Origin of the sequence: Shinella granuli (assembly GCF_004341885.1) — a bacterium.
Taxonomy (GTDB): Bacteria; Pseudomonadota; Alphaproteobacteria; order Rhizobiales; family Rhizobiaceae; genus Shinella; species Shinella granuli.
Window position 1 is genome coordinate 1 of record NZ_SLVX01000005.1, and the last position, 21,470, is coordinate 21,470.

Here is a 21,470-nt window from a genome sequence, read left to right on the forward strand (position 1 = left end):
CGCTCGGGCTTAAGCCCTCCCGGCGGTCTCAGGCCGGCGCCGCAGTGGCCGACTTTTGCTCCGCCCCGTGGCCGGTTTTTACTCCGCCGTTGACAGCGATCCGACGCCGAACGGCTACAGCACGGCGGTCATCGTGCCTGCCGGTGCCAAAATTGCCTATATTTCGGGACAGGGCGGCCAGGACAGCATGGGAGCATTGTCACCCGACTTCGCGGCCCAGGTGAAACAAGCCTATGTAAATTTGCGCGCCGCCCTCGAAGCGCTCGGCGCCAAGCCGGACCAGGTCGCCAAACTCACCGTTTTCGTGGTCGATCACGATATGTCAAAGCTTGGGGTACTGACCCGGAACGTCACGGAAATGTTCGGTGACAGGCTGCCCGCGCAGACCTTGGTTCCAGTTCCCAAGCTGGCAATAGACCCCATGCTTTTCGAGGTGGAAGCCGTGGTCGTTCTGAACTAGCGGTCCCGCCACAGGGCCGCGCGAGCGGCCCGAACAGCCGCGCTTGCCGTCGCGAAACTTCCAAGACCGCGACGGCTTTCTTCATCGTACAACAGGAATTTTCGCGACGGCTGCATGCGGTAGATGCCGGGCATGTCACCCAAAAGGAAGTCCCTGGGCCGTAGGCACATCTCGTAAACCGCCTCCCGGCCGGGGCGTGACACGATCCCAAAACGACTTGGGCCCTCTACGTGCCAGGGTCCCTTTTTTCAGGGGAGGAACGATACATCGGCGATCCAGGCGTCCAACGCGTCATCGGATGCTGGACATGCATCGATAACTTGAATACGAAGCTCATAATATCGGTTCCAAGGCATGTCGCAACATCTGTCAGCCCTCCGAAGCGCAAGGAAGCAAACCATGTTTAGCCGCCTGATAATCTCATCCGTATTGGCCGGGTCCGCTCTCATCTCAATGCCGGCCGCCTCTCAGGCGGAAAACGCCTTCGTCGATCATCGCGGCAAGACGATCACTTTCGCCAAGCCGCCGGAACGCGTCGTCACGATCGTTCGTTCGGCGCCGATCATCTATCGCGCCATCGATGAGAAGGCGGATCACATCATCGGCATGAACAAGGATTCTCTGGTGCGCTATTTCACCAAGGGGATCTACGCCGAGCTGCTTCCGGAAATGGCGAAGATCGACACCAGCGCCGCCCAGGATGGCTTCGTGCCGAATGTCGAGGCCATTCTTGCGCAGAAGCCCGACGCCGTTATCCAGTGGGCGCATGACGAAAAGATCATCGAGCCGCTGGAGCGTGTCGGCCTCACCGTCGTGGCCTGGAAGTGCTGCACGGAGCAGGATCGTCTCGACTATCTCACCCTGACCGGCCAGATGACCGGTCGCGATGACCGCGCGCAGGCCATTTTGAAGGCCCAGTCCGACACGCTGGCATCGCTCGATGCCAAGGTTGCGCAGCTCGATGCCGCCAAGCTCCCGACGGTGCTGCACATCGACAAGGTGGCCGACCAGATCCAGGTCATCGCGAATGGCTCGCAGAACCTGGCCCTTAGCGGCGTGACCAATCCCGCGGCCGACAATACCGGGGAATGGTGGCGGACGGTGGATTTCGAACAACTGCTCGTCTGGAACCCCGACATCATCGTCATCCCGGCCTATGCAGATGATCTCAACCCGAAGGATTTCTTCGACAATCCGGTTCTGGCCAGCCTCAAGGCGGTCAAGGAAAAGCGCGTCTACAAGCAGCCGGTCTTCGCCCGCACGCCCGACGCGCCGGAAATCTTCCTGACCTCCGAATGGCTCGCCGCCATCGCCCATGGCACCGATTTCGCGCCCGACTTCAAGACGCAGATCGCAAGCGTCTATGAACTGCTCTACGGGGCGAAGTTGACGGACGATCAGGTCAAGGCGATCCTCGAATCCGAACGCAACGCGCCCGCGGACAAGTATGTCGACATATTCGGCTAGAATGCCCCAGCCAGCAACGAAAGGACGGAATCTCGGCGCGGTTTCCGTTCTCTCGATCCTCACCTGTCTGCTCGTCGCGGCGATCCTCTACTCGGTGACGATCGGGCGCTACGACCTCTCCGTGCGCGATGTCGCCTATATCCTGATCGACAACGTTCATCCCCTGGTCGTTCCCTACTGGGATCCGGTGCACGAAGTCGTGGTCGAGCAGGTACGCCTGCCGCGCATCATGGCCGCCGTCATCATCGGCTTCGGCCTTTCCGTGTCAGGCGCCGCCCTGCAGGGCCTCTTCCGCAATCCGCTCGTCGATCCCGGCGTCATCGGCGTGACGTCGGGCGCGGGTTTCGGCGGCACGCTCGCAATTCTCATGGGATTGCAGGGCTACATCCTGCTGGCGATGGCCTTTCTCTTCGGCATCGGCAGCGTGCTTCTGGTCAAGCTGCTCTCGACCGTCCGCGGCCGGACAAGCATGCTGACACTCGTCCTTGCCGGCGTGGTCATCTCGGCCTTCTTCTCGGCGGCGATCTCCATCGCCAAGCTCCTTGCCGATCCTTTCCAGAAACTGCCCGCCATCACCTACTGGCTGATGGGCAGCATCGCCTCGAGCAACTATCTCGACGTTCTGCTTCTGGTCGCGGCAGTCGGGCCATCCGCGGCCGCGATCTACCTCTTGCGCTTCCAGATCAACATCCTTTCGCTCGGCGAGGAGAAGGCCCGGGCGCTCGGAACGAAGGTCGTGCTGGTACAGTGGATCATCCTTGTCGCCTCGGCCCTGATTTCGGCCGGTGTCGTCGCAACATCCGGCATCATCGGCTGGGTGGGCCTGGTCATTCCGCATGTCGGCCGTGCGCTTGTCGGCGCCTCCCACCAGCGCCTGCTGCCGGTCTCCGGCGTTCTGGGCGCCATCTACCTTCTGCTTGTCGACGATCTCGCGCGCACCGTGACGACCGCGGAAATCCCGCTCGGCATCATTACCGCACTGATCGGCGTTCCCGTCTTCGCGGTGATCCTGCGCCGCCTCCATGCCAGGGGAGGCTGGTCCAGTGATTGAGGCAAGCAACCTCACCGTCGAACGTGGCGGCAGGACCATCCTGCAGGACTACAGTATCACGCTCGATCGCGGGCGAACCCTTGCCGTGCTCGGCGCCAACGGCGTCGGCAAGACGACCCTTATCAGCACCCTGATCGGCGTGTTGAAGCCGAGGTCCGGCAGGCTGCGGATCGGCGGGCAGGTCGGTTTCGTGCCGCAGCTCTTCGAGGCACCCTTCTCCTACTCCGCGCTCGACATCGCGCTGATGGGGCGGGCACGCCACCTTGGCCTTTTCGGTGCGCCGGGGCGGCGAGACTACGAGATCACACGTCATTATCTTGGCCTCCTCGGCATTCACCATCTGGAACCGCAGGCCTTCAATTCGCTGAGCGGCGGCCAGCGGCAACTCGTCATGATCGCCCAGGCGCTGGCGTCGGAGTGCGAATTGCTGGTGCTCGACGAGCCCTGCGCGGCGCTCGACTACAAGAACCAGGACAAGGTCCTTGGGCTCCTCGAACATCTCAGGCAAGCCCATGGAATGACGATCGTCTTCTCGACGCACATGCCCCAGCATGCGGTGGAAATCGCAAGCGACGTGCTGCTGATGACGAGCGGAAGCAGCTATATCTGTGGGCCGGCGGCTAACGCGCTCAGCGCCGAGAACCTCACCGTGCTCTACGATCTGCCGATCGCGCGGGCGGATTTTGCCGGCGTCGGCAAACACACCTATGCACCTCTGTTCCGTCATGATGGAGCACACCACGATGCTGGATAAAACCACGACCGGCAAGGGCATTGCCTATGTTCACTGGGGCAATAGCTGGCAGTTGAGAAGCTTCCAGGACTTCAATCACTATATCGACGACCTCGTCTACATCCACGACCTGCCGTCCGTCGACCTTTCGGCCTATGCGGCTGTCATCATGCCGGATGCGATGGACGCGGAGGCGCCGCGGCCCTACGCGCGGCAATTGAACGCCTATCTGCAGGGCGGCGGCTTCCTCATCGTGTGCCTGCAAGGCCATGCCGACTGGCTCGACATTCCGGAACTGACCTGGCAGCCCGGAAACTGCCGCGACTGGCTGTGGTGGACGAAGGGCGAGAAGCTGGAGGTGACGCTTTCCGCCCCGCATCACCCGATCACCGAAAGCATGCCGCTCTCGCATATGAGCTGGCATTGGGGCGGCTCCTACAATGTACCGGACGGCGCAAGATCGATCGTCGAGATCGAGGGCGCCGGACGCAGCCTTTTTCTCGACTTCCCATCGCTTGCCGGCGGCGGTCGGCTGATGCTCGCGACGCTGGACCCGCACTCGCACAACGGCCAGCGCTTCATGCCCGCGACGACGCGCTTTCTGCAATCCTTCTACCCCTGGCTCAATCGCGAGCTTGGCATCGAGCGGCCGGCAAGAAACCGCTTCACCTACCTGCAGTGCTCGCATGTTCCGTCGGAATGGCGTCCGGACTGGATCGAGGACGGCCTAAGCCGCGCAGGCTTCGAACTCACCTTCGCGCCGCTCGACCGGCTCGGTCCGGACCTCTTGGAGACAACCGACACGCTCTATATTCCCAGCAGCCATGACGAGGTCTTCCTCAAGCGCCGATCAGCCGATCTCCTGGCGTTTCTGGCAGGCGGCGGCAACCTCATCATCTGCGCGGAGCCCTGCCAGCCCTGGCTCGACTTCATGGCGCCGTTCCACGCCGTTTCGCCGCGGCCGTTCACCAACATCAAGGTCCGCGTGCGCAACGACCGGTTTGGCATCTTCGGTGATCTCGGGGAGGATTTCGACGGTTGGCAGGGCGTCTTCGGCCAGTATGCCCGCGGTTGGACCGACCCGCCTCCCGGGGCGATCTGGCTGACGGACGTAGGCCCGCCAAACGACCCAAAACCGGCGGACTGGATCTGGCGCTATCCGACGACGGCGGGACGCGGTGGGTTCGTCTTCATGCACAATGGCGACAACATGACCCGCTATCCGGACCACGGACCCAAAAAGGAGGCGCTTGTGGCAAACATCGCTGTCGCGCTTCGGCGGCTTTCACTGGGTGAGTTGCTGTTTTAGAGCATTCCGCGGATGGAATAAGCTGCCGGCCGAACGGAACCGCATCGATCCGGGCTTGGACAAGAGCCAACCGCTTTGATCATCGTCGGATCACGAGGATGGCACAAGGTCGAATGCCGAAGGAAGGTTGCGGCGCCAATCGACGCAGGTCTTAAAGGTCAGCCTCTGACAGGAAACATGTCTTCGCCATAGTGGTGAAGCCTCGTGTGATGCCGACGGCATAACCACCGAACCTTCAAAGGCTCATCATATCGATCGTGATGAGCATCGACCGCTTCCGCCCCGCAAACCTCGCAGGTTTGCTTTGCCAGCTCGCCTGACTTCACCGCTCGCTGCACGGCGAGGTGCGCGTCGTATTTGCCGGGATTGGCACGACGCCAATTTGCTTGGCGGGTATCGGTTTTCAGCATCGCTGCGCTTTCACTCAAGGTTGGCCTGCCGTTCCAGGGTAGCCGATACCATGGCGGCGAGGATGTTGCCTCTCTCCCCACAATAGAGTTGGTCGTCGCGACGTCAACGCTTTGCGTCGTCAAGAGGCAGGCGACAGCACCAAGAGAGGTAAATGCTGCCCTCCTCCTCGTGGATTCGTCGATTCGTGACGTTCGCGCCATCGCGCCGGAACGAGACCGAAGGGATCACCCCTCGGCAGTCTGGCTCAAGTGCAAGGCGCTCTGCTGCGGCACTACTGTCGTGATCAAGCCTGCGGCCACAAGCCGCAGCATTACAAGCGTGTTCCGCCACAGGAAGCGCGCACCCTGCTCAAGCAGTTCATGCCTCATTGAACGGAATGGAAATGGCGGGGTTTTCGCTTGCGTCGAGGAATTCGCGCACCGTCGGGGGAAGCTGCCGCGAGCCCGGCTGCAGCACGCCGCAGCGGGACAGCAATTGGCGCCGGTCGGTATCCGTGCCGAGGTGGCGCCAGATGACGCGCGAGGCATAGGGAAGGTTCTGCTTCCGCCAGGAAACACCCATCGTCATGCCCTTCAGATAGATGCGCTGGTGCGTTTCGAAGGGCGTCAGGATCGTCTGCGCGATCATCGGCTCAGGCCCGGTGCTGCGCTCGACGACGAAGATGCGGTTGCGGAGAAACGAGGCGAGGCCGACATATTTCGAGAACTGGCGGATTTCATGCGGCCGGTCCTGGATGCGTTCGATGGATTTCACGCGCACCGCACCTTCGTGCTCGTCCAGCCGGGCACAGGAGCAGACGATCATGCCCGGCCACGAGAGCGAGACGTGATAGGTCTGGTAGTAGCCGAGATGCCGGCGAAGCGACGGCAGGTTGCCGGGAAAGCAGGTATGCAGCACGTCGGTGCCGAAGGCCCCGCCGGCCGCGCTCACGAGGCGCAGCTCGAACTGGGCCGGGTCGAGCGAAAAGTCGGCCGGCCTGACGCCGAAGAAGGCCGCGATCCGCGCCAGATTGTGCGGCGAGGGAACCGCCTCGCCGTTCACATAGCGGTTGAACTGCTGGCGGTTGACGCCGAGTTGGCGGCAGATTTCCGACACCGACTTGCGGGTGCTGCAGGCATGCCGGAGATTGATCGGGAAAGACGTCGGCTGCATGGTTCACTCCAGGAAACAAGAGCGTAAAGCAGCGTAAAATCGCGTCAAGTCGTGAAATTCTCACCAGCCCCCATCTTCGCTACGATTTCCTCGAAAGCTCCGGTGGATGTCCGGGGCCGCACAAAATGGGGAACCCACGACATGACGCGCATCTGGAAGCCTGATGTAAATTCCACCGGCGGCCTCAAGCGCCGCGAGTTCCTCGGCGGTGCAGCCGCCCTCGGCGTGCTCGCCGCAACAGCGGCGACCCTTGCATCGGGGCGCGCGCTCGCGCAGGAGCCGAAGCGCGGCGGGCATCTGAAGCTCGGCCTGAAGGGCGGCGCTGCGACGGATACGCTTGATCCGGCAGGCTACAGCGCCGGTGTCGCCTTCGTGACGGGCCGTTGCTGGGGAGATACGCTGGTCGAATCCCATCCTGATACCGGCGTCGCCGTCCCGGCCCTTGCCGAATCCTGGGAAGCCTCCGCCGATGCCGCGACCTGGACCTTCAAGATCCGCAAGGGCGTCACGTTCCACGACGGCAGCCCGATGACCATCGCCGACGTGCTCGCCACGCTGAAGCGGCACTCCGATGCCGGCTCCAAGTCGGGCGCGCTCGGGCTTCTCGGCTCGATCAGGTCCTTCGAGGACAAGGCGGGCGACCTGGTGATCACGCTCGCCGAAGGCAATGCCGACCTGCCGCTGATCCTCTCGGACTACCACCTGATCATCCAGCCGGGCGGAGGCGTGGAAAACCCCAATGCGGCGATCGGCACCGGCCCCTACAAGCTGGCCTCCTTCGAGGCGGGCGTGCGTACGACCTTCGAGAAGAACGCGAACGACTGGCGTTCTGACCGCGGCTTCGTCGACAGCGTCGAGATCATCGTCATGAACGACACGACCGCGCGCATCGCGGCGCTGTCGTCCGGTCAGGTCCACTTCATCAGCGCGGTGGAGCCCAAGACCGTCGAACTCCTGAAGCGCGCGCCGATCGTCGAAATCCTCCAGACCGGCGGCAAGGGCTTCTACAGTTTCCTGATGCATTGCGACACGGCACCGTTCGACAACAACGATCTGCGCCTCGCGCTGAAATACGCCATCGACCGCCAGGAGATCCTCGACCGGGCGCTCAGCGGCTACGGCACGCTCGGCAACGATTATCCGGTCAATGCGGCCTATGCCCTCGCCCCTGACGGTATCGAGCAGCGCACCTTCGACCCGGACAAGGCCGCCTTCCACTACAAGAAATCCGGCCATTCCGGCCCGATCCTCCTGCGCACCGCCGAAGCCGCCTTTCCCGGCGCGGTCGATGCCGCCGTGCTCTTCCAGGAGAGCGCCAAGAAGGCCGGCATCGCCATCGACGTCAAGCGCGAGCCGGATGACGGCTACTGGACGAACGTCTGGAACGTCCAGCCCTTCTCCGCGTCCTACTGGGGCGGGCGCCCGACACAGGATTCACGCTATTCCACCTCCTATGTCTCCAATGCCGAATGGAACGACACGCGCTTCAAGCGGCCGGATTTCGACAAGCTGGTCCTCCAGGCAAGGGCCGAGCTCGACGAAACCAAGCGCCGCGCGCTCTACAAGACCATGGCGCTCATCGTGCGCGACGAGGGCGGCCTGATCCTGCCGGTCTTCAACGACTACCTCAACGCCTGCTCCAAACAGGTGAAGGGCTATGTCCACGACATCGGCAACGACGTCTCCAACGGCTATGTCGCAAGCCGGGTCTGGCTCGACGCCTGACCTTATGCCTCTATGTCCATGACCGGGGGATGCAGCGCCCCGCGCTGCATCCCCCGATGAAACCCGCCTCTCCCGCCAAACGGACGCCCGCCATGCCTCGCCCCTTCACCGTCATCGAAAACCAGTGGATCACGCTTGCCGACGGCACGCGGCTTGCCGCCCGCATCTGGATGCCGGACGGGGCCGACGCGGATCCCGTGCCCGCCGTCTTCGAATTTCTGCCCTACCGCAAGCGCGACGGCACGTGCACGCGCGATGAATCGACCTATCCCGTCTTCGCCGCCGCCGGCATTGCCGGCGTGCGCGTCGATATCCGCGGCTCGGGCGAATCCGACGGCGTCATCGACGGCGAATACACGCCGCTGGAGCTGGCGAATGCCTGCGAGCTCATCGGCTGGATCGCGGCACAGCCCTGGTCGAACGGGTCGGTCGGCATGATGGGCATCTCCTGGGGTGGCTTCAACTGCCTGCAGGTCGCCGCGCTGAAGCCACCGGCGCTGAAGGCAGTCATCTCCATCGCCTCAACCGTCGACCGCTACAACGACGACATCCACTACAAGAACGGCACCCACCTTTCCGCCCAGCTCTCCTGGGCCGCCACCATGCTCGCCTACCAGTCCCGCTCGCCCGACCCCGATATCGTCGGCGAACGCTGGAAGGCCATGTGGCTGGAGCGGCTGGAGAGCGAACCCTTCTTCATGGAAGAATGGCTGCAGCACCAGCGCCGCGACGCCTTCTGGAAACACGGTTCCATCTGCGAGGATTTCGCCGGCTTCCCCGTCCCCGCCCTCGTCATCGCCGGCTGGGCGGACGGCTATCGCAGCACGCCGCTCAAGGCCGTCGAGGGTCTTGGCGACAAGGCCAAGGCGCTGATCGGCCCCTGGGTCCACAAATACCCACACTTCGCCTGGCCGAAGCCGCGCATGGATTTCCATGCCGAGGCCATCGCCTGGTGGAACCGCTGGCTGCGCGGCGAAGAGAACGGCGCGGAGGCAACGCCGCAGGTGCGCGCCTATATCCAGGACGCCGCCCGCCCGGCGCTGCGCCGCGAGGCCGATCCCGGCTTCTGGATCGCCAAGGATCGCTGGGAGACGCCCGACATGGCGACCTTCTATGTCGAGCAATATGGCGCGCTGGCGCCCGGCATGCCGATCGCCGGCGCCAGCGGCCACGACCGCTATCTCAAATCGCCGCTCGACACCGGCATCATGGCCGGCGAATGGTTCACGCTGAAGCCGGACGCGGAAATGGCGCTCGACCAGCGCCTCGACGATGCCGGCTCGCTGGTGATCGAGACCGCGCCGCTCGTGGAAGCCCAGGACTTCCTCGGCCAGCCGGTGCTGGAGCTCGACATCGCGACGGACGCCGAGATTGCCAATCTCTGCGCCCGCCTCGTCGATATCCACCCGGACGGCACGGCGACGCGCGTCACCTTCGGCGTGCTCAACCTCGCCCACCGCGGCGGCAACGCCGAACCGAAGGCGATGCCCAGGGGACAGAAGATCCGCATCCGCCTCGTGCTCGACGCCATGGGCTACCGCTTCCGCGCCGGCCACCGCATCCGCCTGTCGCTCTCGACATCCTATTGGCCGATGGTGCTGCCGCCGCCGACGGATGCCGGAGTGACGATCGATCTCGCCTCGCTCGGCCTCGCCTTGCCGAAACTCGGCGCACACCGCGTCATCGCGCTTCCAGAGCCGGCCAATCCCGACCCGCTGCCGAAATACACCGAGCTTGCCCCGGCCGAGACCGCCCGCGGCGTCGAGCGCGACCTCACCAACGGCCTCACCGAATACACGATCTACGAGGACACCGGCCTCACCGAGCATCCCGGCACGGGCCTTGCCACCCGGCAGGTGCGCGACGAACTCTGGTCGATCGCCGGGAACGATCCGCTCTCGATGACCGGCACCGCCGTCTGGACCTGCGATATGCAGCGCCCCGGCTGGTTCGTGCGCACCGTCTCGACCGCGACCATCGCCTGCACCGCGACGGACTGGCTGATCTCGGCCAGCATACGCGCCTTCGAGGACGAGGTGCAGATCTTCGAGAAGACGTTCGAGAAAGCGGTCCCGCGCGACTTCATGTAGAGGGAACGGCCTGTACGACGCGGAAAAATCCCGCGCAATCCAGGAATTTGCGCGACGGTCCTACAAACAGACAGAGCGTTTTCGCGATTCGACGAAAAGCGGAAATGCTCTAATGGAAGTCGCGGGATTTGACGCGGATGGTCTGCACGGCCTCGCGGGTTTCCGGCTGCGCGGCGTCGCCGCGCCGGCCGATGGTGGCGAAGTCGGCGGAGAGATCGGTGAGGTGCTGCACGACGATATGCACCACCTCGCCCTCCCGTTGGATATAGCCTTTGACGCCGATCATCGGCGCGCCCATCACGATGGGACGATAGGCGAGGAAGACCTTGCGCCAGACGACGAGGTTGGCGATGCCCGTCTCGTCCTCGATCGTCACGAAGATGACGCCCTTGGCCGAGCCCGGCTGCTGGCGGACGAGCACGATGCCGGCCGTCTCGACCTTCTGGCGATCGCGAAGCCGCGTCGCGTCGGCGCAGGAAAGCAGGCGGCGGCGGGCGAGGCCCTCCCGCAGGAAGCTCACCGGATGGGCCCGGAGCGTCAGGCCGACGCGGCCATAATCCTCCACCACCTCGCCGCCTGTCGCCATGGGCCGCAATGCCACCACCGGTTCCGTCAATTCCGGCAGGGCCGCTGCCTCCCGCTCGGCCGCCGCGGAAAACAGCGGCAGCGGCTCGTCCCGCAAGCCGCGGATCGCCCATAGCGCCTCGCGGCGGGAGAGCCCGAGCGATGGCCGGAAGGCATCCGCCTCGGCAAGGCGCACCAGCGTGTCGGATGCGAGTTTCGTGCGGCGCCAGAGGTCATCGACCGAGGCAAATGGCGCCTCGCCCCTTGCTGCAAGAAAATCGCCCATCTCCTTGTTGTCGAGGCCCTTGACCATCCGCAGCCCGAGCCGCACGGCAAGCCGTCCCTCCTCGTCCGTCGGCTCCAGCGTGCAATCCCAGCGGCTGGCATTGATGCAGACCGGCCGCACCTCCACCCCGTGCTCGCGCGCATCGCGCACGATCTGTGCCGGGGCGTAGAACCCCATCGGCTGGGAATTGAGCAGGGCGGCGCAGAAGACGTCCGGGTGATGGCATTTCATCCAGGCGGAGGCATAGGCGATGATCGCGAAACTGTAGGCGTGGCTTTCCGGAAAACCGTAGGAGCCGAACCCTTCGAGCTGGCGGCAGATGCGTTCGGCGAAATCGCGGGGGTAGTGATTCTTGACCATGCCTTCGATCAGTTCGTCGCGAAACTTGTCCACACCGCCGGTCTGCTTGAAGGTCGCCATCGCCCGGCGCAACTGGTCGGCTCGTCCTGGCTTGAAACTAGCACAGTCGATGGCGACCTGCATGGCCTGCTCCTGGAACAGCGGCACGCCAAGGGTGCGTTCGAGAACCTTTCGAAAGGCCGGGTTCGGATAATCGACATCCTCTAGTTTTTGCCGACGCTTCAGATAAGGATGCACCATGTCGCCCTGGATCGGCCCCGGCCGCACGATTGCCACCTGGATGACGATATCGTAGAACGTCTGCGGTTTCAGGCGTGGCAACATGGACATCTGCGCCCGGCTCTCGATCTGGAACGTACCGATCGTATCGGCCTTCGAGATCATCTCGAACGTCGCCTTGTCCTTGGCAGGGATGGTGGTGAGGTCGTAGTCGATCCCCTTGTGCTCTCGAAGGAAATCCAGCGCACGGCGCATGCACGACAGCATGCCGAGCGCCAGTACGTCGACCTTCATGAAGTGCAGATATTCGATATCGTCCTTGTCCCATTCGATCACCTGCCGCTTGTCCATCGCCGCCGGTTCGATCGGGACCAGATCGTCCAGCCGGTCACGCGTCAGCACGAAACCGCCCGGATGCTGCGAGAGGTGGCGCGGGGCGTTGATCAACTGACGCGCGAGATCGAACAGCAGCCGGATACGGCGGTCGTCCACATTGAGCCCGGCCGAAACCGCATGGCTCTGCGGCACATCGTTGGACCAGCCCCAGACCTGTGAGGACAACGCTTTCAGCACATCCTCCGGCATGCCGAGCGCCCGACCGACATCGCGCATCGCCGCCCGGGAGCGATAGCGGATGACCGTCGCGCAGAGCGCGGACCGATCCCATCCGTAGGTATCGTAGATCCAGCCGATCACCTCTTCCCGCCGCTCGTGCTCGAAATCCACATCGATATCAGGTGGCTCGTCGCGCTCCTCGGAAACGAAGCGCTCGAAGAGAAGATGGCTCCGCTCCGGATCGATCGCGGTGATCCCGAGAACGAAGCAGACGGCGCTGTTGGCAGCCGAACCACGCCCCTGACAGAGTATGCCGATGGAGCGTGCATGGCGCACGATCGCGTTGACCGTCAGGAAATAGGGCGCGTATTGCTTCTTTTCGATCAACGCCAATTCATGGTCGAGCCTTTCCCGCAACGTCTCCGGCAAACCGGCCGGATAGCGCTCGATAACGGCCTGGCGAACGAAGGCCTCCAAGGTTTCCTGCGAGCTCGTGTCAGGATGGGACGTTTCGTCCGGATACTGGTACATCAGCTTGTCCAGCGAGAACCGGCAGCGCTCGACGATCTCCAGCGTCCGCCGCAGCGCCTCCGGGTAACGCGCGAAGAGACGGTGCATTTCCTCCGGGGGCTTGAGGTAGCGGTCGGCGTGGCGTTCGCGCAGGAAGCCGGCATTGTCGATGGCGACGTTGTGACGGATGCAGGTGACGATGTCCTGCAGCATGCGCCGGGCGGGCGCATGGTAGAGCACGTCGTTGGTGACGACGGTGGGCACGCCATGGCGGGCGGCGAGATTGGAGAGGTCGAACAGCCGCAACTGGTCGTTTGGCCGGCGGCGGAGCGTGAGGGCGAGATAGCAGCGCTCCTTGAAATGCTCGCGCAGGCGGCGCAACTGGAAGGCGGCGGTCTCGTCCGCCTCGTCGGGCACCAGCACGGCGAGAAGGCCCTCGCTCCATTCAACGACGTCGGACCAGTCGAGATGGCACCTGCCCTTGCCGGCCCTCTTCTTGCCGATGGTGAGCAGGCGGCAGAGACGGCCATAGGCGGCGCGGTCGGTCGGATAGACGAGCAGCGACATGCCATCGACAAGGTCGAGCCGGCAGCCGACCACTAGCCGCACCGACGGGGCATCCTCCGGAAGCTCCCGCGACGCCTTGAAGGCCTGGACGACGCCGGCAAGGCTGTTGCGATCGACGACGGCAAGCGCCTCGATGCCAAGGGCGCTCGCCTGCGCGAACAGGTCCGCACAGCTGCTCGCCCCGCGCAGGAACGAGAAGTGGGACGTCACCTGAAGCTCGGCGTAGCGCGGTTTCATGCGAAAATCCCGTGCAGGAACCAGCGGCCGACCCCGCTTGCCGCCTGCTCTTCATTGCCGGAACGGAAGAGCCAGAAGCGTTCCCCCTCGGTGTCCTCGACCTGGAAATAATCCCGCACGGCCGCCAGCTCGGCATCGCGCTTCCACCATTCGCCGAAGATACGCTCCGGCCCATCGGCCCGCTTGACCAGCCGTCGCACGCCGCGCCAGGTGAAGGAGGCGGGCGGATGATCCGGCAGGAGGGCCATGACCTCCACCGGCTCCGGCCGGGCCAGGAGACGGGCGGGACGCGGCCAGCGGCTTGGCCAGGTCGTGCCCGTCTCGGGCGAAAGCGGCGGAATGCGGCGGAAGGAGCGCTCCGGCACGTCGCTTTCGACCGGGGCGATGCGATAGAGGCGCGCGGCACCGATGCGGTTGACGATCACGTCGACGAGACCGGCAAGGTCCGCCTCCTCCGCCTCGATCAGGGAGGAGGCGGCCTGCTGCAGGACGAGCGGTTCGGCCAGCGTCGCGGTCAGGTCCATGATCTCGATGCCGAAGCCGGGATCGATCGTCTCGATGCGGTCCGTCAGGAGCCGGATGAGCTGCCTTTCGTCGCGCGCAGGCCGCGCCGTGCCGATGCGAATCGCCTGCAGGGAATTGTCGACACGATGGAAGAGGAGATCGAGCCGGCGGGCGCCGAGGCCACGTTTTTCCAGCGCCGCGCAGAGATCGTGCACGAGGCCGGCCGTGTAGCGCGCGATGGTCTCTGGGGCCCCGATCGGCTCGCCGAAAACCTTGCGGACCGTGACGAGCTCCGGGTCGCGCAGCGGATCGACGGGTTCGGAAATCCTGCCCTGGAGCTGGTCGAGCCGGCGGCCGAGAAGCGGGCCGAAGCGCAGGACGAGCGGTGCGCGCGGCACGGCCAGCACATCGCCGATCGTGGAGAAGCCGAGCACATGAAGGCCCGTCACGGTTTCCGGCGGTATCCGCAATCCCGCGACCGGCAGGGGCGACACGGCCTCGCCGGCCTTGCCCGGCGGGAGGACGCATACGGGATCGGCGAGGAAGCGGGCGGCGGCATGGGCCGCGCCCCAGCTGTCGGCGACGGCGGCACGGGCAAAGATGCCGGAGGCGGAAAGACGGTTGACGAGGCCGGTCAGCATGCGCGCCTCGCCGCCGTGCAGGTGGTCGGCACCGGTCGTGTCGATGACGAGGCCATCGGGCGGGTCCGGGGCAACGATGGGCGCATAGTGCTGCAGGGCCCAGAGCGCGAGGCGGCCGAGGGCGGCGGCATCGGCCGCGGGGTCGGCGGGCATGGTGAGGACGCCCGGCAGCAGCGCATGGGCCTTGGTGAGCGGCATGCCGACGCGCAGGCCCGCCTGCTCGGCCGGCCGGCTCACCGCCGTCAGGATGCGGCGCGCCCCGTCGCGGCCGACGAGCACGAGCCGGCTATCCGGCGGCGGCGCCGAAACGCCGAGCGCCCGCCGCAGGCGATCGATCGGCCAGCCGGGAAGAAAAAGCGATACGACCCTCGGCATCGGTGGCCTCCACGTCAAAGTCCGCCGCCTCGCCGGCCCGGCAGCGGGCCAGTTCCAGCAGCCATTGCGCCCGGCCGACACCCGGCACGGGAAGGGGAGCGGAGGGCCGCACAGAGACCCGCCAGCGCGTCACCGCGGCAGAGGGCTGCGCAAGGGCATCCGCCTCCTTGCGGTGACGGAAACGGCGCAGGGCAAGGCCGAGCGTGCCGCCGGCCTCCGCGGCGAGCTGCAGGCGGCGCGAGGCGGTCATCGACAGGCGCGCCACCTCGGCAACGACGGCGCCGAGCCCACCATGGCGCAATCCCTCCTCGAAACAGAGCAGCAGGCTCTTCTCGTCGGCCGCCTCCACATAGAGGACGCGGCCGGGCGCAAGCCCCGCCTGCGCCAGCGCCGGCGCGAAAAGATCGGGCCGCGTGAGGCACCAGAGCACCTGTCCCTTCGTGCGCGCGGCGATGCCGGCGGCAAAGAGCATGGCGGCGCTGGCCTCGACGGCATCGTTGCCGCCGCCGCAGATCTCGTGCAGGCTGGCCAGCGCCAGCCCGCCGCCCGGCAGCCGCTCGTCGATCTCCGGCACGCCGAAGGGCAGCACCGCCCGGTCGCGCTGGGCGCGGCCGTCGAACTGCCGGATGCGGTCGCGCAGATCGGCGACAACGGCATGCACGGAGGCGGACATCGGCTTGGCGGGCTCCCCATTGAAAGACAATATGTTCTTTATTTGTTCTCAAATTCCGCAAGAGTCAATCGCCCGGTCGCGTCGGAAAGATCACAGTTTGAATCATCGGCGGGAACCAAGTGGCGCGGCAAAAGTTCTCCTTTCGCCATTCCATCAAATCCAGGAGACATGTCCATGGCTGACGAAAAGAGCACCGGCAAACGCACGCTCGGCGTCGTTGAAGGGCGCGACAGCATTTCGGAAGATGCCAGCGCTGCGGCGGCAGAAGCAACGGTGAGCGAACAGATCGAGGCGCTGAAGGCGGAAATCAGCCGGCTGAAGGAATCCGCGGGGCTGATCGCCGAAGGAACCGGCCAACTGGCGGTCGCCAAGGCGGAATCGCTGCGTGACGAGGTACGCCAGACGATCCAGGCCAACCCGCTCGCCGCGCTGGCCGGCGCCGCCTTCATCGGCTATCTGTTCGGCCTTCGCCACCGGTGACATGCGCATCCCCGGGCCAGGCCCGGGGATGCGGAGAAAATCAAGGAAACCCGCATCCTGCATCCGTTTCCTCACAGCATGAAAAAGCCCGGCAATGCCGGGCTTTCGTTTGCTCAGAACCAGCGCTGGCGGCGGGGCGGTTCGCTTTCGAGCGAGCCGAGCAGGTAGCCGATGACGACGCCGGCAAGGCCTGCGGTCAGGACGACCGTAGAAAGTGCCGCGGGATGCTCGCGCGCGGCCTGCGCGACGGCGGCGCCTTCGTTGCGCACATATTTCGTTGCCGAGCGGACGGCCGGCCCGGCAGCCTCCACGGCATTGCCGGCGCGATCGCGGATGGCCTCGTAGGCCTCGCTGCCGCGTTCGCCAAGATCCTTCTGGAGCTGGGCGATCTCTGCGCGCAGGGCGGAAATCTGGGATTGGACGTCGTTGCTTGCCATTGCGGTCTCCTTGTCAGCAATGGAGACCGAACGGTTTTCGCGCGGCTTGGTTCCCGGGGCCGGGCGATTTGCCCCTCAGCCGGCCTGGCGGCGGCCGTCGCGGCGGATCTGCGAGGGCGTATCGCCGAAAGCGGCACGGAAGCGGCGGGTGAAGTGCGACAGGCTCTCGAAACCGGTCTCCAGCGCGATCTCGATCAGCGGCTTGTTGGTGCGCATCACCATGGTGAGCGCCGCGGCCATGCGGATCTTCATGTAGATCGCGCTCGGCGAGGCGCCCATGTCGCCCTCGAACAGCCGCTCGAGCTGGCGGCGCGAGACGCCCGTCATGGTGGCGATGCTGTCGATCGACAGGAGGTCCTCGGTGTGCTGTTCCATCATCATGATGGCGAGGTGCACGCGACGGTCGCGGGCCTCGAGGCCGAGCGGGTTGCGCGGCTGCACGTCGGTCGCATCGCGCCGGTGGCGGATCTGCAGGATTTCCAGCGCGTTGCGCTCGGCCGCCTCGCCGACATGGTGGCGCACGAGCGTCGCGGCGAGATCGGCGACGCTGCTGCCGCCGGCACAGGTGGCGACCTTGCCGTCGAAGCGGAAGATCTGCTCCGACGTCGCCTCGATATCGGGAAAACGGCCGCGGAAATCGCGGTGGTGCAGCCAGCTGACGCAGGCCGTGTGTCCCTTCAGAAGGCCCGCCTCGGCCAGGATGAAGCTGCCCGTACAGAGGCCGATCAGGCCGACGCCGGCCTGGGCGGCCTTGCGCAGATAGGCCTGGGCATAGCTGTCGATGGGTTCCTCCACCGACAGGAGGCCGCCGACGACGGCGATGTAGTCGAAACAGGCGGGATCGGCAAAGGGAGCGGTCGGGGCGACCTGGATGCCGCTCGACGAGGTGATGAAGTTGCGCGTGCTGCTCAGCACGTCCCAGTCGCAGTGGACGCGGCGCGAACGGTCCTCGCTGTCGCTGGCCAGCCGCAGCGTATCGACGAACAGCGCGAAGGCCGACAGCGTGAAACTTTTCGACAGGATGAAGCCGACGCGCAGCGCCTTCGGCGCAAGGGCCCCGTTCATCTCCTTCGACGTGCGAACATCTGCCGCCATCCAGCTCTCCCAGGCCGTTCCGCCGGACACTATCGTCGAAGGCACGAACCGCTGGCAAGAGCCATAGCAGATTTCGCGCGCCGTCTCCATTCCCCGAACGCCGCCGGCTGCCGGTCCTGCGCAGGTCGGCCGGATTTGCCCTACGCAATTCCGAACGCAAAACCGCTTCACACTTTTGCTGGAATTGCTTTAGCGGGCAAATTTGCGGGCGCCGGCCACGCAAAGCACGATGGCGAGCGTCGTGGCCAGCATCAGCGGGCTCACGCGCTCATGCAGCAGGACGGCGGCGAGCAGGAGGCCGAAGAAGGGCTGGAGCAGTTGCAACTGGCCCACCGCCGCGATGCCGCCGAGCGCGAGGCCCCGATACCAGAAGACGAAGCCGATCAGCATGCTGAAGACCGAGACATAGGCGAGCCCCGCCCAGGCGCCGCCATCGATGCCGGCGAAGGTCTCGGGCAGCGAGACGAGCGCGATGATCGCCATCAGCGGCAGGGAGAGGATCAGCGCCCAGGAAATGACCTGCCAGCCGCCGAGCCTGCGCGAGAGCTTGGCGCCTTCCGCATAACCAAGGCCGCAGGCGACGATGGCCGCGACCATCAGGAGATCGCCGAAGAGCGAGACTTCGCCGCCCGAATTCAGCGCGAAGCCCACCACCGTTGCGCTGCCGATGCCGGAGAACAGCCAGAACAGCGGCTTCGGCCGCTCCCCGCCGCGCAGCACGCCGAAGATGGCGGTCGCCAGCGGCAACAGCCCGACGAAGACGATGGAATGGGCCGAGGTGATGTATTGCAGCGCCAGCGCCGTCAGCAGGGGGAAGCCGACGACGACGCCGAGCGCGACGATCGCCAGCGAAAGAAGCGTATCGCGCGATGGCCTCGGCTGGCGCAGGGCAAGGAGCAGCGCCGCGCCCAGCAGCGCGGCGATGACCGCGCGGGCCGACGTCAGGAAGAGCGGCGAGAAATCCGCCACCGCCACGCGGGTCGCCGGCAGCGAGCCGCTGAAAATGACGACGCCGGCAAGCCCGCTGCCCCAGGCTTCCATGGATGTTTTCATTGGCCCTCGCATTCATCCCCTTTTTACGCCAGGAGGGCTGGCGAAGACAGGGGAGGAGCGATACAATTGAAAAGAACTGTACTGGTTCAATATACAATACAGATTGGGCAATTCTCCATGGGCAAGGCGGCCGCCCCTCACCCTAACCCTCTCCCCGCAAGCGGGGAGAGGGGACGTGCCTCATGAACGGCCATTGTTTGAGGAAAACGGCACGGCATATCCCCTTCGCCCCGCTTGCGGGGAGAAGGTGGCCGGCAGGCCGGATGAGGGGGACAAGCGCTTCATCAGCCCGCCTACCGCCCCTTCCAGGGAAGAATGCCGGATACGAAGAGCGAGGACATGACCGAAAGCACGAGCCGGATTTCCGAGGTCATGGCGGCGATCAGCGGCCGCATCGCCGGCCGGGCTCTCGCGCCCGGCGACCGCCTGCCCTCCATCCGCCGCTTCGCCGCCGCCATGGGCGTTTCGCCCTCCACGGTGGTGGAGGCCTATGACCGGCTTGCGGCGGAGGGGCTGATCCGGGCGCAACGCGGCTCCGGCTTCTATGTCTCTCAAATCGCCCTGCCCCCGCTGAAGCTTACCGAGGCGGAGACGCCGAAGGCGCGGGCGGTCGATCCGTTCTGGGTGTCACGCCAGTCGCTCGACGCCGATGCCGCAATGCTGAAACCCGGCTGCGGCTGGCTGCCGGCGGACTGGATGCCGGACGCGGCGCTGCGCCGCGCGATGCGGAGCCTGGCGAAGAGCGACGGCGACCTCCTGTCCTATTACGGCAGCACGCGCGGCTCCTCGTTCCTGCGGCGGCTGCTGCTCGGGCGCCTCACGGAGGAAGGCATTTCGGCCGCGCCGGAGCACCTGATGCTGACGAGCACGGGCACGCAGGCGCTCGACCTGATCGGCCGCTTCCTGCTGCGCCCCGGCGACACGGTGCTGGTGGACGATCCCTGCTACTTCAATTTCCAGGCGCTGCTGAAGGCGCATCAGGTGACGGTCGTCGGCGTGCCCTATACGCCGTCAGGCCCCGACATCGCAGCCTTCAAGACCGTGCTCGCGGCAGAGCGTCCGAGGCTCTACGTGACCAATTCGGCCATCCACAACCCGACGGGCGCGACCCTGTCGCCGCAGGTGGCGCACCGCCTGCTCAACGCTGCCGCCGGCAACGAGACGATCATCGTCGAGGACGACATCTTTGCCGATTTCGAGCCGGAGCCCTCCACCCGGCTTGCCGCACTCGACGGGCTCGACCGCGTCATCCGCATCGGCAGTTTCTCCAAGACGCTCTCCGCCTCCGCGCGCTGCGGCTATATCGCCGCGCGGCCGGATTGGGTCGAGGGGCTGGTCGACCTGCAGATCGCCACCAATTTCGGCGGGCCGAGCCCGATCTCCAGCGAGATCATCGCCCATATGCTCGCCGGCGGCGGCTACCGCAAGCACATGGAGGAGCTGCGCCGCAAGCTGGTACGTGCCCGGCGCGAGGTGGCGGAGCGGCTTTTTCGGCTCGGCATCACGCCCTGGCTCCAGCCACGCGGCGGCTTCAATCTCTGGTGCCGGCTGCCGGAGGGGCTGGATTCCGGCGAGGTCGCGCAGGCCGCCCTTGCCGAAGGCCTCGTGCTCGCCCCCGGCAACGTCTTCAGCGTGTCGCAGAGTGCGACCGGCTTCATGCGGTTCAACGTGGCGCACATGCTGGAACCGCGCGTCTACCAGGTCCTCGCCGATGCGCTGAAGCGAACAGCCTAGCGCCGCTTCGCCAGCATGGAGCGCGACAGCACCACGATGAGGCCGATCACGACCGTCGCGGCGATGAAGAGGAAGGCGGCGGCGGCGATGGCGGGGCTGATGTTCTCCCGGATGCTGGAAAACATCTGCCGGGCCAGCGTGCGCTGGTTGGGGCCGGCGACGAAGAGCGTCAGCACCACCTCGTCGAGCGACGTGGCGAAGGCGAGCACAGCGCCCGAGAGCACGCCCGGCATGGCGAGCGGCAGCGTCACGCGCCGGAAGACCGTGGCAGGCGGTGCGCCGAGGCTTTGGGCCGCAAGCTCCACCCGCTCGTCGATGCCGGCGAGCGCCCCGGTGACGCTGACCACCACGAAGGGCACGGCGACGACCGTATGGGCGATGATCACGCCAGCATAGCTGTTCGTCAGGCCGAAGCCAGCGAGCAGCACCTGCATGCCGACGCCGAGCACGACCGCCGGCACCACCATCGGCAGCAGGAAGAGCGTGCGCATGGAGCCGCGGAAGAAGAGGAGCCGGTTGCGCAGACCCAGCGAGGCGGCCGTGCCGAGCACCGTGGCAAGCAGCGTCGTGCCGGTGCCGATGATTAGGCTGTTGACGATCGCCCGCCGCCAGGCATCGGCGGTGAACAGCTCCTCGAACCAGCGCAGCGACCAAGAGGGGACCGGATAGGTAAGGATGACGCTCGAGGTGAAGGCGAGCGGCAGGATGGCGATGAGCGGCGCGACGAGGAACAGGATCGTCAGCGCGGCGAAGGCGGTCCTGGCGAGCTTCATCGGCATGGC

Annotated in this window: 18 protein-coding genes; 9 read left to right on the plus strand and 9 right to left on the minus strand. The window is 65.6% G+C overall.

Features of this window, described 5'->3' with window-relative positions; translation table 11 throughout:
• Positions 1-67: 67 nt before the first annotated feature.
• The 5 genes from EV665_RS10045 to EV665_RS10065 all read left to right on the plus strand — a co-directional run bounded on the left by EV665_RS10045 (position 68) and on the right by EV665_RS10065 (position 5,020).
• Complete coding sequence (locus EV665_RS10045; protein ID WP_245507678.1) at positions 68-460, plus strand: RidA family protein; 393 nt, start codon at positions 68-70, stop codon at positions 458-460.
• A gap of 453 nt (positions 461-913) precedes the next feature.
• Positions 914-1,927: an ABC transporter substrate-binding protein gene (locus EV665_RS10050; RefSeq protein ID WP_245507679.1), complete on the plus strand. Its 1,014-nt coding sequence runs from the start codon at positions 914-916 to the stop codon at positions 1,925-1,927.
• A gap of 1 nt (position 1,928) precedes the next feature.
• The gene (locus EV665_RS10055) at positions 1,929-2,978 is read left to right on the plus strand and encodes a FecCD family ABC transporter permease (RefSeq protein WP_133033998.1); all 1,050 of its coding nucleotides are present in this window, start codon (positions 1,929-1,931) and stop codon (positions 2,976-2,978) included.
• Positions 2,971-3,732 carry an ABC transporter ATP-binding protein gene (locus EV665_RS10060; protein WP_133033999.1) on the plus strand — a complete coding sequence of 254 codons (762 nt, stop codon included), beginning with the start codon at positions 2,971-2,973 and terminating at the stop codon, positions 3,730-3,732. Before EV665_RS10055 ends, EV665_RS10060 begins: the two co-directional genes overlap by 8 nt.
• Entirely contained in the window at positions 3,722-5,020 is a 1,299-nt protein-coding gene (locus EV665_RS10065) for a hypothetical protein (RefSeq protein ID WP_133034000.1), read from the plus strand. Before EV665_RS10060 ends, EV665_RS10065 begins: the two co-directional genes overlap by 11 nt.
• Positions 5,021-5,178: 158 nt before the next feature.
• Here the strand turns inward: EV665_RS10065 and EV665_RS10070 are convergent, their stop codons facing one another.
• Both EV665_RS10070 and EV665_RS10075 read right to left on the minus strand, forming a co-directional pair.
• Complete coding sequence (locus tag EV665_RS10070; protein WP_084438418.1) at positions 5,179-5,430, minus strand: hypothetical protein; 252 nt, start codon at positions 5,428-5,430, stop codon at positions 5,179-5,181.
• Between the two features lie 358 nt (positions 5,431-5,788).
• Positions 5,789-6,583 (minus strand): helix-turn-helix domain-containing protein, encoded by a 795-nt coding sequence (locus tag EV665_RS10075; protein ID WP_133034001.1) that lies wholly within the window; start codon positions 6,581-6,583, stop codon positions 5,789-5,791.
• Positions 6,584-6,724: 141 nt separating this feature from the next.
• Between EV665_RS10075 and EV665_RS10080 the strand changes: the two genes are divergently transcribed.
• Together EV665_RS10080 and EV665_RS10085 are read left to right on the plus strand one after the other, a co-directional pair.
• Positions 6,725-8,308, plus strand: coding sequence for an ABC transporter substrate-binding protein (locus tag EV665_RS10080; protein WP_133034002.1), 1,584 nt, complete (start codon positions 6,725-6,727; stop codon positions 8,306-8,308).
• A gap of 92 nt (positions 8,309-8,400) precedes the next feature.
• Positions 8,401-10,398, plus strand: coding sequence for a CocE/NonD family hydrolase (locus EV665_RS10085; RefSeq protein WP_133034003.1), 1,998 nt, complete (start codon positions 8,401-8,403; stop codon positions 10,396-10,398).
• Positions 10,399-10,507: 109 nt separating this feature from the next.
• Here EV665_RS10085 and EV665_RS10090 read toward each other — a convergent pair whose 3' ends face one another.
• Genes EV665_RS10090 through EV665_RS10100 form a run of 3 tightly spaced genes read right to left on the minus strand, consistent with a single transcriptional unit; the run spans position 10,508 to position 15,889 of the window.
• Positions 10,508-13,696 (minus strand): error-prone DNA polymerase, encoded by a 3,189-nt coding sequence (locus EV665_RS10090; RefSeq protein ID WP_133034004.1) that lies wholly within the window; start codon positions 13,694-13,696, stop codon positions 10,508-10,510.
• Positions 13,693-15,216 (minus strand): DUF6504 family protein, encoded by a 1,524-nt coding sequence (locus EV665_RS10095; protein WP_133034005.1) that lies wholly within the window; start codon positions 15,214-15,216, stop codon positions 13,693-13,695. The genes EV665_RS10090 and EV665_RS10095 overlap by 4 nt, the downstream gene beginning before the upstream one ends.
• Positions 15,128-15,889, minus strand: coding sequence for an ImuA family protein (locus EV665_RS10100; protein WP_133034006.1), 762 nt, complete (start codon positions 15,887-15,889; stop codon positions 15,128-15,130). Before EV665_RS10100 ends, EV665_RS10095 begins: the two co-directional genes overlap by 89 nt.
• A gap of 174 nt (positions 15,890-16,063) precedes the next feature.
• Here EV665_RS10100 and EV665_RS10105 point away from each other — a divergent pair, with 174 nt between their 5' ends.
• Positions 16,064-16,369, plus strand: a complete 306-nt coding sequence (locus EV665_RS10105) for a hypothetical protein (RefSeq protein WP_064333054.1) — start codon at positions 16,064-16,066, stop codon at positions 16,367-16,369.
• Positions 16,370-16,482: 113 nt separating this feature from the next.
• Here the strand turns inward: EV665_RS10105 and EV665_RS10110 are convergent, their stop codons facing one another.
• The 3 genes from EV665_RS10110 to EV665_RS10120 all read right to left on the minus strand — a co-directional run bounded on the left by EV665_RS10110 (position 16,483) and on the right by EV665_RS10120 (position 18,954).
• Positions 16,483-16,806: a hypothetical protein gene (locus EV665_RS10110; protein ID WP_064333053.1), complete on the minus strand. Its 324-nt coding sequence runs from the start codon at positions 16,804-16,806 to the stop codon at positions 16,483-16,485.
• A gap of 75 nt (positions 16,807-16,881) precedes the next feature.
• On the minus strand, positions 16,882-17,901 hold the full coding sequence (locus tag EV665_RS10115; protein ID WP_064333285.1) for a GlxA family transcriptional regulator: 1,020 nt from the start codon (positions 17,899-17,901) through the stop codon (positions 16,882-16,884).
• A 189-nt stretch (positions 17,902-18,090) separates the two neighbouring features.
• A complete protein-coding gene (locus EV665_RS10120) occupies positions 18,091-18,954 on the minus strand; it encodes a DMT family transporter (protein WP_133034007.1) in 864 nt (287 codons plus the stop codon).
• 339 nt (positions 18,955-19,293) lie between these two features.
• Between EV665_RS10120 and EV665_RS10130 the strand changes: the two genes are divergently transcribed.
• Positions 19,294-20,688 (plus strand): aminotransferase-like domain-containing protein, encoded by a 1,395-nt coding sequence (locus EV665_RS10130; protein WP_245507680.1) that lies wholly within the window; start codon positions 19,294-19,296, stop codon positions 20,686-20,688.
• Here the strand turns inward: EV665_RS10130 and EV665_RS10135 are convergent.
• Positions 20,685-21,467 (minus strand): ABC transporter permease, encoded by a 783-nt coding sequence (locus EV665_RS10135; protein ID WP_133034008.1) that lies wholly within the window; start codon positions 21,465-21,467, stop codon positions 20,685-20,687. The two genes, EV665_RS10130 and EV665_RS10135, sit on opposite strands and share 4 nt — an antisense overlap.
• Between the last annotated feature and the right edge of the window lie 3 nt (positions 21,468-21,470).